Genomic DNA, 17,094 nt, shown 5'->3' on the forward strand with positions numbered 1-17,094 from the left:
CATGCGCGATTACAAGTGGCTGCACGAGTACTGTCTGAACCGCTTCGGTTCGGCGGCTGAACTGGAAGCCCACCTGCCTGTTCCCAAGACCCCGGCGCAACTGCGCAAGATCAGCGACGACCGCTACCTCTCGACCATGGCGCTGCGGGTGTTCCGCGCCGGGCTCAAGCACAGCTTGGTGGACGCCAAGTGGCCGGCCTTCGAAGAAGTGTTCTTCAAGTTCGACCCGGAAAAAGTCGTGCTGATGAGCGCCGAACACCTGGAGCGGCTGATGCAGGACGCGCGGATCATCCGCCACCTGGGCAAGCTCAAGAGCGTACCGCGCAACGCGCAGTTGATCTTGGACGTGGCCCATGAAAAGGGCAGCTTCGGCGCGCTGGTCGCCGACTGGCCGGTGACCGATATCGTTGGCCTGTGGACCTACCTGAAGAAGCACGGCCATCAATTGGGCGGCCTGTCGGCGCCGCGCTTCTTGCGGATGATGGGCAAGGACACCTTCGTGCCCAGTTATGACGTGGTGGCGGCGCTCAACGCCCAAGACATCATCGACAAAGTCCCCACCAGCCTGCGGGACCTGGCGACGGTGCAGAATGCCTTCAACCAGTGGCATGAAGAGAGCGGTGGGCGGCCGATGTCGCAGATATCGATGATGCTGGCTTACACAGTGAATCATTGAGACCGCGTTGCGCCAATCGCGAGCAAGCTCGCTCCCACGGGGGATTTTCAGCGTTCAAAAATCCAGTGTGGGAGCGGGCTTGCTCGCGAAGGCGGCCTATCAGACGACGGAGGGCTCGCCTTCTCCCGCCAACCGCCGATTCAACTGAAACCGCCAGCGCACATACAGCAAGGCCGAGCAGAACACCGCCACGCTTGCAGCCATTTCCAGCACGCCGAACAGCTGCCGGTTCGGGTCATAGGCCGCCAATGCGCCCTTGATGAAATACAGGTTCACCACGAAGCACATCCACGAATGTCCACGGGCACTGCCGCTGAGCATGCCGGGCGCAAGTATCAGCAGTGGCACCAGTTCGATCAGCAGAATCACCCAGGGCCGGGCGCCGTGCAGGTCGGCGATCAGCAGGTAATACGCGCTGAGTAATCCCACCAGGCCGAAAAAGCACAGCAGGCTGAGGACGCGGGCCAGGCGTACGCGCGGTTCCAGCCATTGGATGGAAGGCAGGATCTTCGGCTTCTTAGCCACGGCCGTTCTCCAGCAACAGGGCGGTTTTCGCCAGGCGCGAACCCAGGGCCCGGCAGAGGGCGACTTCATGCTCGTTCAAGCCGCTTTTCCCGTCGGCCCCGGCGTGATGGCTCGGGCCGTAGGGCGTACCGCCGCCCAGGGTGTCGATCAGGGCCGATTCGCTGTAGGGCAGGCCGGTGATCAGCATGCCGTGGTGCAACAGTGGCAGCATCATCGACAGCAGGGTGGTTTCTTGGCCGCCATGCAGGCTCGCGGTGGAGGTGAACACTCCGGCCGGTTTGCCCACCAGCGCGCCGGTCAGCCACAGGTTGCTGGTGCCGTCGAGAAAGTACTTGAGCGGCGCGGCCATGTTGCCGAACCGGGTCGGGCTGCCCAGGGCCAGGCCGGCGCAGTTCTTCAGGTCATCAAGGCTGGCGTAGAGCGGGCCTTGCTCCGGAATGTCCGGGGACACTGCTTCGCACTCGGTGGAAATCGCTGGCACCGTACGCAGCCTGGCCTCCAGCCCGGCCTGCTCGACACCACGGGCGATCTGCCGGGCCATTTCGTTGGTGGAGCCGCTGCGGCTGTAATACAACACCAGGATATACGGCGTGGTCACGGCAGGATCTCCAGGATCTTTTCCGGCGGACGGCCGATCACGGCCTTATCACCGGCTTCCAGGATCGGCCGTTCCATGAGTTTCGGGTGGGCGGCGATGGCGGCGATCAACTGGGCCTGGCTCAGGCTTTCGTCGGCCAGGTTCAAGTCCTTGTATTCGTCCTCGCCGGTGCGCAGCAACTGCCGGGCGCTGATGCCGAGCTTGGCCAGCAGGCGCTCCAGTTGCGCGGCGTCGAGCGGGGTTTCCAGGTAGCGGACCACGGTCGGCGCCAGGCCGCGGGCCTCCAACAGTTCCAGCGCACCGCGGGATTTCGAGCAGCGCGGGTTGTGATAAAGCGTCAGATCGGTCATGAGCGGGTCGCATCTTGCGTAAGGTGGCGGCTATTCTACTGTGCCGCGAAGTCCCTAGCACCTTAGAGAGGCGAAGGGTCGCAGCAGCGTTCACATCAGACAAGGATTGGCACATGACAAGGCGATTGACGGCGGCACTGACATTCATGGGCATCCTGTTGCTCGCCGGTTGCGGAAACGACTACGGGGTGGACCAGAACGGCCAGGCCATCGCCTCCCAGCGGCTGGACAAACAATGGCTGGTGCTCAACTACTGGGCGGAGTGGTGCGCGCCGTGCCGCACCGAGATCCCGGAGTTCAATGCCCTGGCCGAACAGCTCAAGGGGCGCAACATCGGTGTGTTCGGGGTCAACTTCGACCAGGTGCAGGGCGAAGAACTCAAGAGTGCCAGCGACAAGATGGGGATTCGCTTCACGGTGCTGGCGCGAGACCCGGCCGAGATCTTCGACCTGCCTCGCAGCGAAGGGTTGCCGGTGACCTACATCATCGACAACCAGGGCAAGGTACGCGAACAGTTGCTGGGGGAGCAGACGGCGGCGGGGGTGATGGCCAAGCTTGAGGCGTTGCAGGCACTCAAGTGATCCCGAACTGACATAGGGCGTTTGGTTATATAGGTTCTGTGACAGGGAGCTTTTGTGGCGAGGGAGCTTGCTCCCGCTGGGCCGCGAAGCGGCCCCAGATGTACCTGTCACTTTGATGTGTCAGACAGAATGGAGGGGGCCGCTGCGCAGCCCAGCGGGAGCAAGCTCCCTCGCCACAGGGTCAACCATGTCCCTGGTCCAAACTGGGGTGTCTGCAGGCTCAGGCCTCAGCCTTCCTCCAGCCACCACCGCAACGGCTTGCCCTGGGCCGGCCAGAAGCGCATTTGCTCGATGGGCGAGACGTCCCAGCGTTCGACCTTTTCCAAGGCCTGCAAGAAACGCGTCTCCTGCTCCATCACCGCCGGGGCGCAGAGTTTGCGGGTGCTGCCGATCTTGCCGAAGCTCAAGCGGTGGCCTTCCAGCGTGTAGGGCGCGAACCAGTGGTTGCAGCCGCCGTTGCCGTAGGCGCGGCCGTCATCCCCAAGGGTGATGGTCAGGTGGCTGTAGTCCATCAATGGCCGTTCGCCGATCCACTCCAGGATGTAGCTGCGGTTAGGTTGCAACTGCACAGGTTCAGCGGCACACCCCATCAGGCTCATGCCGATCGACGCGGACAGGGCCAAACGTTTCATCAGGCGGCTTCCTGGCATTTCGGGCACAGGTGTTTTTCACCCACGGTGGTCCAGCCCAGTTCGGCGATTCGCGCGGTGGCGGCCGGCTTCTCGGCCTTGACGCCAAGCTTGGCATCGACGGCGAATTCGAAGCTCAGTTCTTTGGCGCAGCTATCGCAGTTGACCTGCCAGGTATGGATCGCCAGTTCGCCGAACACCGGGCCGGTGGTCATGGCGGTCCATTGGCCCATGGGCTTGAGCAGGTGCCGCACGGTGTCCACGGTCAGACGCATGGACAAGTCCTTGCTGCCCTTGAGCGTGACGAGCAACACATCGTTGGCCTGGATCGAACCGCCATTGCCGGTGACCTGGTAGCGGCCCGGCGCCAGGGCGCGGACTTCGGTCAATGTATGCTGCGGGTTCATCAGGGTGTAGCGGAAATCGTGTTCGGCCATGGGTCCTCCAAATAGGCGCGACATGCTAGCACGGGGCATGGGTTGGGATGGTCAACCACGAATCTTGCCGACGAAACTCCATTCCTAATGTGGGAGCGGGCTTGCTCGCGAAGGCGGTGTGTCAGCAACACATAGGCTAACTGAAGCTCCGCCTTCGCGAGCAAGCCCGCTCCCACAGGAGGTGGTGACCTGGGGGATCAGCTATCCACCAGGTTCTGCGGCACACCAGCCGCCCAGGCGGCGATGTTGTCCAGGGTGGTCATGGCAATGGCGGCCAACGCCTCATGGGTCAGGAACGCCTGGTGGGCAGTGACGATCACGTTGGGAAAGGTCAGCAGCCGTGCCAGCACGTCATCTTGCAAAGGCAGGTCTGAGCGATCCTTGAAAAACAACTGGGCCTCCTCCTCGTACACATCCAGGCCCAGGTAGCCCAACTGGCCGCTTTTCAAGGCCGCGATCAAGGCCGGTGTGTCCACCAGGCCGCCGCGCCCGGTGTTGATCAGCATGGCGCCGCGTTGCATCGCGGCCAGCGTTCGGGCGTTGATCAGGTGTCGGCTCTGTTCGTTCAGTGGGCAGTGCAGGCTGATGATCTGTGCTTGCGCCAGCAATTCGTCCAGGGGCAAATAGCGGGCGCCCAGGGCTTCGACCTGCGGGTTGGGGTAGGGGTCGTAGGCCAGCAACTGGCAGCCGAAACCGGCCATGATCCGTGCGAACGTAGCACCAATCTGCCCAGTGCCGATCACCCCGACGGTCTTGCCCACCAGGTCGAAGCCGGTCAGCCCATGGAGGCTGAAATTGCCGTCCCGGGTGCGGTTGTAGGCGCGATGAAGGCAACGATTGAGGGCCATGATCAACGCCACGGCATGTTCGGCCACGGCGTGAGGCGAATAGGCCGGGACCCGGACGATGCTCAAGCCCAGGCGCTTGGCGGCGAGCAGGTCGACGTGGTTGTAGCCGGCCGAGCGCAGGGCGATCAGCCGCGTGCCGCCTGCGGCCAGCCGCTCCAGCACCGGGGCGCTGAGGTCATCGTTGATGAAGGCGCACACCACGTCATGCCGTTCGGCCAGGGCCACGGTGTCCATGTTCAGGCGGGCGGGCTGGAACTGCAACTCAAGGCCGGCGGGTGTCGGGGCCTGGGTGAAGCTGTCGCGGTCATAGGTCTGGCTGCTGAAAAAAATCACGCGCATGGCGGCCTCCTGGCAGAAAAAACAAGCCCGTAGGAGCTGTCGAGTGCAACGAGGCTGCGATCTTTGCGCTGACCATTGAATCGCAAGTGAAAGATCAAAAAATCGCAGCCTCGCTTCGCTCGGCAGCTCCTACGGGCCGGGATAGCGGACATTTTCAGTGATTCCGATTTCCAGGGTATTGCCCTGGATCAGGCACTGATACGCGCCTCGCTGGCCAGGCGATTGATGGCCCGCTCCAACTCTTCCAAGGCGGCGGCGGCCTTGGGATCCTGTTGCTTGAGCAGGGTTTCGCTGCGCTGGCAGGCCGCACGCAATTGCGGCACGCCGCAGTAGCGGGTGGCGCCGTGCAGGCGGTGGACCCGTTCGATCAAGGCGTTGTGATCGTTGGCCTCGCTGGCCTGGCGGATGGCTTCGCGGTCGGCTTCCAGGGACGCCAGCAGCATCGCCAGCATGTCCGCCGCCAGGTCGGCCTTGCCGGCGGCCAGGCGCAAGCCTTCTTCATGATCGAGCACCAGCAGCTCGCTGGCACCCTGGGCATCGTTGCTGCGCTCCGGCGACTGGTTGCGCAGGGCCAGGCCGGTCCACTTGAGCACCACCTGGGCCAGTTGCCGTTCGCTGATGGGTTTGGTCAGGTAGTCGTCCATGCCGCTTTGCAGCAGGGCGCGCTTTTCGTTGGCCATGGCGTGGGCGGTGAGGGCGACGATCGGCAGCGGCGTGCAGTGCCGCTCGCTTTCCCACTGGCGGATCGCCTCGGTGCTCTGGCGACCGTCCATGCCGGGCATCTGCACGTCCATCAGGACCAGGTCGAAGGTTTCCTTCTGCACGGCCTTGACCGCCGCGTAGCCGCTTTCCACCGCCAGCACCTTGGCGCCCATGTCTTCGAGCAGGGTCTGCACCAGCAACAGGTTGGCCGGGTTGTCGTCCACGCACAGCACTTTCGGGGCGCGGCTGGAAACCGGCTCGCTGGGTTCGCTGCGGGTCGGGCGGGGGTTGACCAGGTCGGACAACGAACGGCGCAACTTGCGGGTGCAGGCCGGCTTGGCCTGCAACTGACTGTGAGGGTTGGGCACCGAAAGGTGGTACAGGGTCTGTTCGGTGGTGGGGCACAGCACGAGCACTTTGCAGCCCAGGTGCTCAAGGTCCCAGATGTGCTGGTTGAGGCGCTCCGGCGGCATGTCGTTGCTGGTGATGCCCAGCACGGCAAGATCGATCGCCTGGTCGGTCTGGTGGGCGACGGTGATGCCGTTGGTCAGGCTCTCCAGGGTGTTGAACGGCGTCACTTGCAGGCCGCAGTCTTCGAGCTGGTGCTGCAAGGCCTGGCGGGCCAGTTCATGATTCTCCAACACCGCCACGCGCCGGCCCAGCAATGGCGGGCCCGGCAGGTCCTCGGCATCATCACGGGTCTTGGGCAGGCGCAGGCTGATCCAGAATTCCGAGCCTTCGCCCGGTGTGCTGTCGACGCCGATCTCGCCGCCCATCTGTTCCACCAGGCGCTTGGAAATCACCAGGCCCAAGCCGGTGCCACCCGGTTGTCGCGACAGCGAGTTGTCGGCCTGGCTGAACGCTTGGAACAGTGCCCGCACGTCCTGGCTGGACAGGCCGATGCCGGTGTCCTGGATGCTGATGCGCAACTGCACGCTGTCTTCGTGCTCGTCCTCAAGCATGGCCCGGGCGACGATAGTGCCCTCGCGGGTGAACTTGATCGCGTTGCTCACCAGGTTGGTGAGGATCTGCTTGAGGCGCAGTGGATCGCCCACCAACGACAGCGGCGTGTCCCGGTAGACCAGGCTCACCAGTTCCAACTGCTTGGCGTGAGCGGCGGGGGCGAGGATGGTCAGGGTGTCCTGCAGCAGGTCCCGCAGGTTGAACGGAATGTTGTCGAGCACCAGCTTGCCGGCCTCGATCTTCGAAAAGTCGAGGATCTCGTTGATGATCCCCAGCAGGCTGTCGGCGGATTTCTCGATGGTGCCCAAGTAGTCGAGCTGGCGTGGAGTCAGCTCGCTTTTCTGCAACAGGTGGGTAAAACCAAGGATGCCGTTGAGCGGTGTGCGGATTTCATGGCTCATGTTCGCCAGGAACTCGGATTTGATCCGGCTCGCTTCCAGCGCTTCCTTACGGGCCAGGTCCAGCTCGATGTTCTGGATCTCGATGGTTTCCAGGTTCTGGCGCACGTCTTCGGTGGCCTGGTCGATGCTGTGCTGCAATTCTTCCTGGGCGTTCTGCAAGGTGCTGGCCATGCGGTTGATGCCCGAGGCCAACTCGTCCAGCTCCTGGCTGCCCAGTGGTGGCAGGCGGGTTTCCAGGTGGCCGTCCTTGAGTTGCGCCACGGCTTGCTTGATCTGGCTCAGCGGACGGTTGATCGTGCGGCCCATGCGCAAGGCCAGCAGCGCGGTCAAACACAGGCCGGCGCCGATCAGCAACAGGCTGGCGAACAGGCTGCGATAGCCACGCAGCAACATGCCGCTGTGGGACAACTCCAGCTCGACCCAGCCCAGCAGGCGGTCGGCCTCTTCGGGGATCAACTCGCCCGCCAGGTTGCGGTGCTTGCCGAATACCGGCAGCAGGTAGCGCGTGGCGTCATTGCCGGTGCGTTGCAGCAACTGCGCACCGTTGCCCTCCGGCGCCCGGTTGAGCATGGTCGGGCCGGCATGGGCCAGCGGCGCGCGGTCAGGGGCGAGGAAGGTCACGGCGCGCACGTCCGCTTGCTCAAGGGATTGGGTGGCGATGCGCTCCAGCAGATCGATGTCCTGGCGGCTCATGGCCGGAGCGACCAGCGGGGCCAACTGTTCGGCGATCATCTCGCCCCGTTGCAGCAATTGGGCATGCAAGTCCGCTTGCTGCATCCAAGTGAAATAGCCGCCCAGGACCAGCGCCATCAGGCTGGTCGGCAACAGGGTCAGCAACAGCACACGGCCTTTGATTCCCAGTTTCTTGAGCACACTTGTCTCCTGCATCCAGCGGTCTGATTGAGCTGTGCGCGCATCCGGCACGCAATACCTGCGCAGTGTAGCGATTTGCGGGCGGGGGATCTTTGGAAAAATGGTGTCTGCTGTGCATCGGTTCGACCGGAGGCTTGTTGCAGTGGGATTTGCAATCGCCTAGTGGATATCCGCCGACAGAGGTTGCGGCTGAACTTTAGGTAGGTGGCTCAGGAGCACGAAAAGATGAGCAGTCATGCTGTGGATACTTCGGCGTCTCCGCAGGAGAGTTCGTCATCACCTTATTGAAAGCGATCAGCCGATCTGTCGTTGCTTTCCAGTCTGCGATCCTGCTGTAGGCGTTGATAAACCAGCTTAAATTTTCACTTAGATTTCCAAAAGCTGAATTAATTTGCATCAGGTCACCAAAGGTTATATGGCCGGCAAAGAAGCGTGGGGCGGCTAATAAACTGCTAAGAATCAAGGCGAGTTGGCCATATGTCTCTGTGAACAAGGATAGACGCATTTTTATCTGTATTATCTTGCGAAAATTCGCCAGGCTACCTTCGAGCTTGTGATTAATGCTATTTTTCTCAGGTTCGTACCTCAACGGGGACGGAGGTTTTCTGAACTTTTCCCGAAGCCTAATTAAGAAGTAGCGTAGATCAGCTTCCAATCTTTGTTGGTTGTTGCTTAAGGCGATTAGTTTGAAGCCGATTTTTTGACTGATCAGAGTCCCGATAAAAGCATAAACAATAGCGGCTAGGAACATGTAGCAAGGAATCGTGATTCCCATAAGTACAGCATCACCGGAGGCGCTGATTAATACTATGCTGAAGGATATTACGCTGGCGGCGGTAAAAATTAGCCCGCAGGTCAAGTCAATGGTTTCAAAGGTGAATTTATTAATGTCCTCTGCGATACGTTGGTCAGGATTATCGACCTCGTTTCCAGTTTGGTCGACTTGGGCAGGATCTAATGTCCAAAGGCGAAGGTAATGATTGGTTAACCATCTTCGCCATCTCAAAGCCAGGATGTCAACCAGATAGGCTATCAGGACCGACCTGAAGACAGAAAAAATGACGACACCTATGAATATCAAGGCCAAGAGGTAAAATTGTTTTATGTTGCCTTCCTGTATTGCATCGTAGAAGTGTCGATACCATTCGTTAACGACCAGCGCTGTGGCAACGGCCATAAGCGATAAAAATATAAGCAGTGTTGCTGTAATCCATGCAAATATTCGCTCCTCACTTTGCCAATACGGCAATAAGATGGAAAAGGTGCTCCTGATAAAGCTTTCATTGTGTTGCGAAGGTCTGGGATTTAAAGGGTCACGGTCCATGCTGGTCTCATTGTGAGGTTCCTTGTTTATGATCTGTTGTGCTGCGTTAGTGCAACCTCCAAAAGCCCAGCAATCCCAAGTTTTCCGAAAGTCTTAATCGTGCGGTGTGCCAAGCATCCAAGGCGTTAATGTGCTGAGCTTCAGCGCCTGCGTAGGTGTTTAAAGCGCTTAACAATTCAATCATGCTACCCACCCCGGATCGATAGCGACCTTGCACTACCTCGAGGGATTGTTGTGACTGTGTGATCAACTTGTTGGTATGATTCAGTCGCTGAAGCTCATTGCTTAGGGTTTGATAGTTTTCCCAGAGATCAAGCGATAACCTCAGTTGCTCCTCCAGAAGTTCTTGCTTACTCGCCTCAAGACGGGCGAGGTCACTGCGTATCTGATACTTCCGGCTGAAGCCATCGAACAGCGGAACATTTAATTGCAGGCCAACGGCTCTATCCCGGTCACGTCTGTTGCCGTTAAGCATCTGGGATTGATCAATCCGGGTATGGGAAATATCCGCTGTTAGTGAAAGGGTCGGTTTTCCAGCCGCGCGACTCTCATCAAGCTTCGCTTCAGTGGCTTTGATTCGAGCCCTAGCGGCTATCAAGGTGGGATGATCTTGTTGGGCTTGTTGAAATAGCTCGTCAATTGTCTTGATGAATCGCGTATCGGGTAACGTCGTAAGGTTTCCCTCCAGTCCGAATGCCGTCTCAGGAGAGAGGCCCATGCGCATCGCAAGCATCCCAGTGGCATTGCGAAGCGCTCCCTGATCGCGAATCTGATTCAGACTGGCTTGGGAATAGGCTGCTTTCGCTTGCAATAAATCGGAAAGCGCCGCGGCTCCAGATCGATACTTCGCTTCTGCTGCGTCGAGATTTTCGGCAGCAAACGATGTAACTTTTGATGAGGTGATCAAGCTGCGCTGAGCGGCAAGAGCTCTGTAATAAAGCTCTGCTGCGGAAGCGAAAGATTTTTGCAATACGGCGTCCTGATTGGCATTGGCTGCAACCAAAAGCTGCATGGATCTTCTTAGCTCAGCCTCCCTATGCCCAAAATCGAACAATACCCAACTGAAATGCAACCTATTGAAAACCTGCCGTTGGTTTCCTTCGCTGGAAAGTTCGCTGCGTTGCTCATAATCAGTAACGGTCCGTCCCGTAGATACGCCGCTGCTGCCGGTGAACTTCGGAAAATATAAAGATCGACTGACTCCGATTTGAGCGGCTTGCGCTTTTGCATGAGCCCAGGCCGAGCGTGTTTTCGGATCATTGCAAAGTATCCGTTCTATGGTCTCCTGCAGAGATAATTTTGTAGGAATACTTCCGAAGGCGCACGGCTGATCCGTGTAGATACTTGCCTTTGAAGAAACTGATGTGACGTGGTTAGGCGCAACAAGCTCAGCCCCCATAGCTGATAACGTTATGCCCCCGACAAGTAGGGAGAGCGCACAGTTGGAATAGCCCATCATCTGATTGCATTCACATTTGCGTGGAAGGGGGACGGTTTTAATTTACCGGATTCTAATATGAAAACCCGATCCGCCGACGCGATCGTCTCGGGCCGATGGGCGACTATTATTCGAGTTATTTTGAGCGAGCGTATGGCGTCGTTGACTAATTGCTCGCATTGCAGATCGAGATGGCTGGTGGCTTCATCAAGGAATAAAATTCTGGCTTTTTTATAAAGTGCACGAGCCAACAGTACGCGTTGTTTCTGCCCGCCTGAGAGCACCGTCCCCATGTCCCCAACCAGCGTGCTGTATCCCATAGGCATTGATTGGATACTATTATGGATCGCGGCCATTTCTGCACATTGCATGATCCAGGACATATCAGCATCCTGATCGAAAAAAGAAATGTTCTCCGCCAGTGATCCGGCAAACAAGACATCATCCTGCATCACCGTGCCGACCATGTCTCGGAGTGTGCCTACGCCCATGTCTTTTACTTCTATTCCGGCAATCTTGATTTGCCCTTCGCTGGGAGGAAGAATCCCTAGCATCAAGTTGATCAAAGTGCTTTTTCCGGCACCGGAGGCTCCCGTGATAGCTATCGATTCTCCCTCGGCGATAGATAAGTTCAGCTTGTCAATAATATAAGACTCTTGGTCAGAGTAACGGTACATCAAGTCTCTTATTTCTATATGGGCGCTCCGTGTACAGGGAATGGCTAGTTTAATGTCCCCGTGGCTATCCTCCGGCGGATGAAGAACAATATCGGCTAAACGCTCACCGTAGAGTTGAAGCATATGCAATTCGAAAAAATGGTCGACCAGGTTCGATACCCTACTGACAAATTGTGTCTTATAGGCGGTGAAGGCCATTAATACACCTACACTGAAATGTCCACTCATTACCATGCCGGCGCCAAACCACACCGCCAGCAGGTTTTCAATGCCGAAAAGTAACCCGTTCATTTGAATGTAAAGAAGCTGCATCTTTTGGGTTCGGATATCTGCATTAATTTGCTCAATCAACAGGCCTAACCAAGTGGAGCGTCGCTCATCGGGTCGCCGGAATAGTTTGATCGCCCGAACACCTCTGATGGTTTCCAAGAAGTGGCTCTCCTGACGCGCCGCGTGGATAATTTGCTCCTCCGTTGCCCGGCGAAAAGGGGCGTACCAGATGCAGCGGCCTAATATATAGAGCACCATGGTGATGAGGGAGATAGAAGCCAGAGTAGGACTGTACATAAACATCAGTACTAACGTTGCAATACTCATAAGGCCATCAAGAACGCTGGAAAAAAACGCGGCGGTGAGGGTTTGTTGGATATGGTCCACTGCGCCAAGACGCGATACGACATCGGCTAGATGTCGTCTTTCAAAAAAGTGAATGGGCAATCTCAATAAATGAGTGAACACATTGGCGCGCCATTGCACGCTAATCATCGTGTTCATATGTATCAATACCCAGGCCCGAATGGCTGCCACCCCCTGTTGCATAAGCATTAATAACCCAAAGCCTAATACAAGGGTTTTCAACAACTCGTTATATTCACTGACAAGCACATTGTCAATCGTCCATTGGAGAAGAAACGGACTGACGAGAGAAAATATTTCCAGCGCGAGCGCCAGTAGAAGTACTTGCAATAATGAACGATACAGTCCTGCCGTTTTCCCAAGCATCTGGGAAAGTCTGATGCCTGGCTTCTTTTTCTGCTCTTCAAAATTAAACTCTGGCCATAATTCCAGAGCTATTCCGGTAAAAAATTCGCTGCTCTCGGTAAGTGATATATGCCGAATGCCTCGGGCCGGATCGTGTAAGACAAGGTGGTTTTTACGTACGGATTTCAAGACGACAAAGTGATTGAAGTCCCAGTGAAGAATACAGGGCAGCTTCAGTTGCAGAAGGTCTTTCATATCAAGCCTGACGGCGCGTGTACCCAGCTTCAATTGGTCGGCTATTTGAATGATTTGTTTTAATGTCATGCCTTTTAATGAGGTTTGGAATCTGTTGCGGAGTTCATACAAACTTGAGTTATGCCCATGGTAGCCAAGTATCATGGCTAAACAGGCCAGGCCGCATTCAGTGGCTTCGGTTTGCAGTAATAATGGAAGCCGGCGTCCCCAGTGGAGTGAAATTGCATTTGTATAATTCAACTGCGTTGCTCCTAGAGCCTACCCGTCAGGCTATAAAGAGGCTCAAGAACCCATTCATAAAGATGACGCGTCTCTTGCATGATGTCCGCTTCAAGTAACATGCCGGTTTGCAATGGCCGTTGTTCGCCATAGGCCAGGACATGCTGCTTGTCCAGACCTACGCGTATTCGGTAATAGCGTTCGCCGTCCAGACCAACGCCGGGTATTTCTCCGACCGTGTTTGCAAGTTCCACGGCAGAAACCGAGGCCTTGGAGATGGATTTGACTATCCCGTCGTGTTGCCCGAATTTTTGATAGGGATAGGCTTGATAGCGAATACGTACTTCATCGCCAACTCGGATGAAACCGATGGACTTACTCGGAGAGTAAAGCTCAGCCTGCAATAAGGCGTTATTTGGGACGATGCTTAACAGCGGTCTAGCGGTGCCTGTGGTCTGTCCGGGCTCTGCAAAAATGACGGTCACGACACCTTCTTGAGGAGCCTTGATAACTAATATACGCCGCGCCTCACTCTCGATGATCTCTCGATCAATCTCCGATAGCGTTCTATGAATGATGGCAAGTTGATTTTCATGTCGAGCGGCTAAGCCAGAAAGATCGTTGCGGCGTTCGGTTATCTGTTGTCGCAGCGCGGAGCGGTCACGTTCAAGGGCATTTAGTTTCTGTCGATGATTGAGTAGCTCTGCCTGCCGCTGCTGTAGCTGATCCATGGCTATATATCCCTTTTCCATTAAACCTGAATAGCGACTGGTGGCATTGGAAGCCAAGGCAACCAGCTGTTGTTGACTGGAAATTTGTCCGGCTAAAATATCCAACTCGTTTTTTAAGCTGCTTAAATGGCTGGTAAGGCTTTTCCTTTGATCAGCCTGCAATGTTTTTGTTTTTGTGAGTTCATCAATTAAGGACCGTTTTCTTTCCTTAAGGTTGCTACTAATACTTTCCTGGATCGGATCGGAATTTTCGCCATAGTGCTCACTGGATAATGTGAGCAAGTGCGTGCCCGCCTTAACGTGCTGCCCCTCCTGAATAAAGCTTTCAAGCACCCTTCCTTGTTGTGGTGCATAAACTTTTATCTGGCCTGAGGAGGGCAGTAATTGCCCCGCTATGGTGCTTCGCTTGGTATAGCTTCCCCATAGGAAAAAAATAACAACGATTGATGCAAGGGCTGTGGCGAAGGCTGTGAGGAAGGCGAACGAGACAGGGCGAATCAGGACGATGCTGCCTAACCATTGCACCTGTTGGGCTTCCAGGGCCTCTGTTCTGAATAACGACGTGTCTTGGGTCAATGTGAGCATTCCTTGCTGACAATAGTTGCATCCCGGAGCTCCTTGGGAAGGCATGCCGCATAGCGGCGAGGTAGTAGAGATTCCCATAGACGGCCGCTTGGGTCACCCCTACATGTGTAGGGTACAAATCTTCGAATTTCGTCGTTATCGTTGATTTATGTGTGCTGTTTGGAATGGTGTTGGGTGAGCGATTTAAAAGTTGTGCAGCGAGGACGAATAGATGACCGAAAATGTTTTGAAAAGGTTAAAGCTTAGGGAGCAGTTGTCAGGAGATCCTTTCAAGATATTCGTTTTGGTTGAAAGAAATATAATGGTCGCCCTACTGATAACTTTGGTATTTATTTTTATGGATGAATTATCATTGAGAAATGATTTTTCAGGTTGGGAGGTCGTGGGAGGAACAATTGGATACTTGGCGGTAACTGCTAAGAAAATGTATTTTGATGAGGCATCTTCTGAATTAAGAGTTGGAACTAATAATATGGAGCCAAGCTTGTTGCGGAACGCAATGCTATCTATCGGATATTCAGAGCAGCGTGATGGTGTGTATTTCTCGGATGATTGCAAATCCGAAGTTATCACATGCTCCATCCAAAGGAGTGTCGCAATTTTTACTGGGCCATACAACCGACTGGTGACATTATCACGTGCTCTACAGTGAAGGTTTCTGGTAGTTGATTAGTGCTTGCAGGCGATATCGCAATGGTCGCCTATTCTGTGGGGTAAAATAGCTCCCCATTCTTTGGGTTGAATGAGCATTATTGTGACGGCCTCCAACGTCTGTTTATGAATGATGCGTTCTTAGATATTTAATGGCTTTCGCCGTATTTCCTAAACGAAAACGAAAGTCAATGATCTAGGTTTTCCCTTTGTTCCACTCTAGTTCGGTGCTGCCTAACCACCGAGCGCGCCGGACTCCTAACAAGCTGTTGGCTCCACGTAAGTGCTGATCATGATTGCATTCCCGCGCCCTGGTGAAGGTATGCCGCGTCGCGACGAGGCAGTGGAGACATCCCACAGATGTCCTTTTAAGTCACCCCTACAAGTGTAGGGTACAAATCATCGAATTTGGTCGCTATCGTTGAACCATATGAGCTGTTCGGAACGGCGTGGTTGAGCAATCTATGAAAAAATTATCGGATCTGCATGAGGTCTTCTTGAGCTTTAAGGCGGAGAAAGCTGAAGGCACTTCTATCGTCTTTATTAATAAAGGCCTGAAGTTTAACCTGACCGAAGAAGAGATACTCTCTAAGTACAGCTATGTTGTAGGCTGCAGAGGCATCGGTGGCGGGAAGACCAGGCACGAAAAAGAATTCTACGCCGAGAGATACGGTGGTGACGGTATTCTGCGAAATGGTGGAGGCGGGCGCTGTGGCTTCGATGGTGACTACCAACTGAAGGGAATTGGGCCAAATAATTTAGTAGGCGCAAATTCGGACGAGGCTCATGGCAACGGCCTTTTGTCTCTTGAGACCGCAGTTTATGAGTCAATATGGGCAGAAATTATAAATATTGCACTACCCTATGGCGCAATGAGAACCGTTGCCATTATTTCCATGGGGACTGAGTTTAATCAGGATGGAAAAACATATGCACGCGGACTTTTGGTCAGAGAAGCCGCTGTACGGCCTGCACATTTCATCAGGGCTCCTTACTTTAATGACATATCTCCGGATTCACTATGTAGTGACGCTAGGCGCGTAAAATTGGCAGTTCAGAGGTTGATTGAGTTTCTTCCGGCAGGGCCGGATGGTGAGCTGGTTAGTAATTTAGGTTTTGGTTTGGTGGAGCTAGCGAAGCGTTATGCTCGACAGTTTGCTGCTGCGAGGGCGAAGAGAATAATTCATTATAATGTAAGCGCTTCGAATGTTTCGTTGAATGGTGCGTGGCTTGATTTAAGTGGAACAAGAATATTTTCTCAGCTTATCACGGGTGACAAACTGGATATTGATCGTTTTGTTGGTGAGTACATACCGGCCTTGGATAGTATTCGATGCTTATGTTATGGCCTATGCAAGTACTCGGTGGTTTCTGCGGAAGATGCAGATATGGTATGGATGGATGTATTACTTCAGTTCGAAGCGGAGTATGAGCTTAGGTTTGGTTACTATCTCGCATTGCAGGCCGGCTTTTGTTCACGTCTTTTAGACGATTGTATAGGTAGTTCTTGTTTTCTGGAATTTTCTCGAGCGCTGAAAAACGTATTGCTACTAGATGAGTTTAGTATGTCTTTAGTAGCTGAAGGGGTGGTGAAGGGCGGTTATGAGTTCTGGGGGAAAGATTTGTATTTGTCTCTATTGCTGGGCAAGGTTTCTAAGTTGGTAAATGGAACTTTCGGAATTTGGATAGACTCCCTACGACTGGAAAGACTAAGTTTAGCGTACTCTTCTCTTTTTGATTTGATTCTGGAGCGGGCTCTTTTAAATAAGATCGGAAGAGTGGGTGTGATCCGTGGTATGGCCATTAATTTAGTAAGACTTAATAGAAGTGATAATTTGTTGCTTGATTTGAAGGACCATATTTTTAGTGCATTGAGTAATGTGAAAAAAACTTCGTCCTCTGCGGAGCTTGATCGACTAGTTGAAGAGGTTGTGCAGGTGGCTTCAATTAATTACGCTAATGAAGGTAGTTTTGTTGTGCCGCTTTGGGAAAGCGAGCCTGTAAAAATTGGGTACGATATCGAGCGTGATTGTTTTATTGTAAAGCCTAAGGGGAAGGAGTCTTCTGTAGTTCGGGGCTTGTCCGAGGTTGTTTCGGTAAGTGGGGAGATAGAAAAGGCAAAAAACTATTACGAGCCCGTCTGGGATTATTTTATGAAGGAAACATTTGACCTCTATACTGATTATGAGAGCCAATAGTCGTAAGGAGCGAGGTGGTTGGGATTCCTTGGCGTGATAATTTGTATGTATAGGCGTTATGTGGATTTGTATTCAGTAAAGTTTTATCGAGGTTTCAGTCGCAAAAAAAAACG

At 54.7% G+C, this 17,094-nt stretch carries 15 protein-coding genes; 4 read left to right on the plus strand and 11 right to left on the minus strand.

Features of this window, described 5'->3' with window-relative positions; translation table 11 throughout:
* The first annotated feature begins 1 nt into the window (after position 1).
* Positions 2–676 carry a DNA-3-methyladenine glycosylase I gene (locus J3P88_RS07795; RefSeq protein WP_109753950.1) on the plus strand — a complete coding sequence of 225 codons (675 nt, stop codon included), beginning with the start codon at positions 2–4 and terminating at the stop codon, positions 674–676.
* A gap of 99 nt (positions 677–775) precedes the next feature.
* Here J3P88_RS07795 and J3P88_RS07800 read toward each other — a convergent pair whose 3' ends face one another.
* The 3 genes from J3P88_RS07800 to arsC are packed head-to-tail and all read right to left on the minus strand — an operon-like array spanning position 776 to position 2,149.
* Positions 776–1,201 (minus strand): DUF2069 domain-containing protein, encoded by a 426-nt coding sequence (locus tag J3P88_RS07800; protein ID WP_434574587.1) that lies wholly within the window; start codon positions 1,199–1,201, stop codon positions 776–778.
* Positions 1,194–1,799: an NAD(P)H:quinone oxidoreductase gene (gene wrbA / locus J3P88_RS07805; RefSeq protein WP_186728806.1), complete on the minus strand. Its 606-nt coding sequence runs from the start codon at positions 1,797–1,799 to the stop codon at positions 1,194–1,196. The genes J3P88_RS07800 and wrbA overlap by 8 nt, the downstream gene beginning before the upstream one ends.
* Entirely contained in the window at positions 1,796–2,149 is a 354-nt protein-coding gene (arsC, locus tag J3P88_RS07810) for an arsenate reductase (glutaredoxin) (RefSeq protein ID WP_186728804.1), read from the minus strand. Before arsC ends, wrbA begins: the two co-directional genes overlap by 4 nt.
* 113 nt (positions 2,150–2,262) lie before the next feature.
* On the opposite strand from arsC, the gene J3P88_RS07815 reads away from it, so the two are divergent.
* Positions 2,263–2,730, plus strand: coding sequence for a TlpA family protein disulfide reductase (locus J3P88_RS07815; protein WP_250964195.1), 468 nt, complete (start codon positions 2,263–2,265; stop codon positions 2,728–2,730).
* 227 nt (positions 2,731–2,957) lie between these two features.
* On the opposite strand, the gene J3P88_RS07820 is transcribed toward J3P88_RS07815, so the two are convergent.
* The 8 genes from J3P88_RS07820 to J3P88_RS07855 form a co-directional block, all read right to left on the minus strand.
* Positions 2,958–3,362 carry an META domain-containing protein gene (locus J3P88_RS07820; RefSeq protein ID WP_186707027.1) on the minus strand — a complete coding sequence of 135 codons (405 nt, stop codon included), beginning with the start codon at positions 3,360–3,362 and terminating at the stop codon, positions 2,958–2,960.
* The gene (locus J3P88_RS07825; protein WP_003204688.1) at positions 3,362–3,796 is read right to left on the minus strand and encodes a hypothetical protein; all 435 of its coding nucleotides are present in this window, start codon (positions 3,794–3,796) and stop codon (positions 3,362–3,364) included. The genes J3P88_RS07820 and J3P88_RS07825 overlap by 1 nt, the downstream gene beginning before the upstream one ends.
* Before the next feature lie 197 nt (positions 3,797–3,993).
* A complete protein-coding gene (locus J3P88_RS07830; protein ID WP_434574588.1) occupies positions 3,994–4,983 on the minus strand; it encodes a 2-hydroxyacid dehydrogenase in 990 nt (329 codons plus the stop codon).
* 188 nt (positions 4,984–5,171) lie between these two features.
* On the minus strand, positions 5,172–7,922 hold the full coding sequence (locus tag J3P88_RS07835; protein WP_434574589.1) for a response regulator: 2,751 nt from the start codon (positions 7,920–7,922) through the stop codon (positions 5,172–5,174).
* 196 nt (positions 7,923–8,118) lie between these two features.
* Positions 8,119–9,246, minus strand: a complete 1,128-nt coding sequence (locus tag J3P88_RS07840; protein WP_434574590.1) for an SbmA/BacA-like family transporter — start codon at positions 9,244–9,246, stop codon at positions 8,119–8,121.
* Positions 9,247–9,292: 46 nt separating this feature from the next.
* A complete protein-coding gene (locus tag J3P88_RS07845; RefSeq protein WP_434574591.1) occupies positions 9,293–10,705 on the minus strand; it encodes a TolC family protein in 1,413 nt (470 codons plus the stop codon).
* Positions 10,702–12,837, minus strand: a complete 2,136-nt coding sequence (locus tag J3P88_RS07850) for a peptidase domain-containing ABC transporter (RefSeq protein WP_434574592.1) — start codon at positions 12,835–12,837, stop codon at positions 10,702–10,704. Before J3P88_RS07850 ends, J3P88_RS07845 begins: the two co-directional genes overlap by 4 nt.
* Before the next feature lie 11 nt (positions 12,838–12,848).
* Positions 12,849–14,123 (minus strand): HlyD family secretion protein, encoded by a 1,275-nt coding sequence (locus J3P88_RS07855; protein WP_434574593.1) that lies wholly within the window; start codon positions 14,121–14,123, stop codon positions 12,849–12,851.
* A gap of 220 nt (positions 14,124–14,343) precedes the next feature.
* Here J3P88_RS07855 and J3P88_RS07860 point away from each other — a divergent pair, with 220 nt between their 5' ends.
* Together J3P88_RS07860 and J3P88_RS07865 are read left to right on the plus strand one after the other, a co-directional pair.
* Positions 14,344–14,784 carry a hypothetical protein gene (locus tag J3P88_RS07860; protein ID WP_434574594.1) on the plus strand — a complete coding sequence of 147 codons (441 nt, stop codon included), beginning with the start codon at positions 14,344–14,346 and terminating at the stop codon, positions 14,782–14,784.
* A 463-nt stretch (positions 14,785–15,247) separates the two neighbouring features.
* Positions 15,248–16,981, plus strand: a complete 1,734-nt coding sequence (locus tag J3P88_RS07865; protein ID WP_434574595.1) for a hypothetical protein — start codon at positions 15,248–15,250, stop codon at positions 16,979–16,981.
* The last annotated feature ends 113 nt before the right edge of the window (positions 16,982–17,094 follow it).

Origin of the sequence: Pseudomonas sp. Z3-6 (assembly GCF_051131985.1) — a bacterium.
In the GTDB taxonomy this organism is placed as follows: domain Bacteria; phylum Pseudomonadota; class Gammaproteobacteria; order Pseudomonadales; family Pseudomonadaceae; genus Aquipseudomonas; species Aquipseudomonas zanjanensis.

Coding starts and splice junctions, on each gene's coding strand:
- arsC (WP_186728804.1), bottom strand. CDS start 2,149: ATGACCGATCTGACGCTTTATCACAACCCGCGCTGCTCGAAATCCCGC.
- J3P88_RS07815 (WP_250964195.1), top strand. CDS start 2,263: ATGACAAGGCGATTGACGGCGGCACTGACATTCATGGGCATCCTGTTG.
- J3P88_RS07825 (WP_003204688.1), bottom strand. CDS start 3,796: ATGGCCGAACACGATTTCCGCTACACCCTGATGAACCCGCAGCATACA.
- J3P88_RS07820 (WP_186707027.1), bottom strand. CDS start 3,362: ATGAAACGTTTGGCCCTGTCCGCGTCGATCGGCATGAGCCTGATGGGG.
- J3P88_RS07845 (WP_434574591.1), bottom strand. CDS start 10,705: ATGATGGGCTATTCCAACTGTGCGCTCTCCCTACTTGTCGGGGGCATA.
- J3P88_RS07830 (WP_434574588.1), bottom strand. CDS start 4,983: ATGCGCGTGATTTTTTTCAGCAGCCAGACCTATGACCGCGACAGCTTC.
- J3P88_RS07795 (WP_109753950.1), top strand. CDS start 2: ATGCGCGATTACAAGTGGCTGCACGAGTACTGTCTGAACCGCTTCGGT.
- J3P88_RS07860 (WP_434574594.1), top strand. CDS start 14,344: ATGACCGAAAATGTTTTGAAAAGGTTAAAGCTTAGGGAGCAGTTGTCA.
- J3P88_RS07865 (WP_434574595.1), top strand. CDS start 15,248: ATGAAAAAATTATCGGATCTGCATGAGGTCTTCTTGAGCTTTAAGGCG.
- J3P88_RS07840 (WP_434574590.1), bottom strand. CDS start 9,246: ATGGACCGTGACCCTTTAAATCCCAGACCTTCGCAACACAATGAAAGC.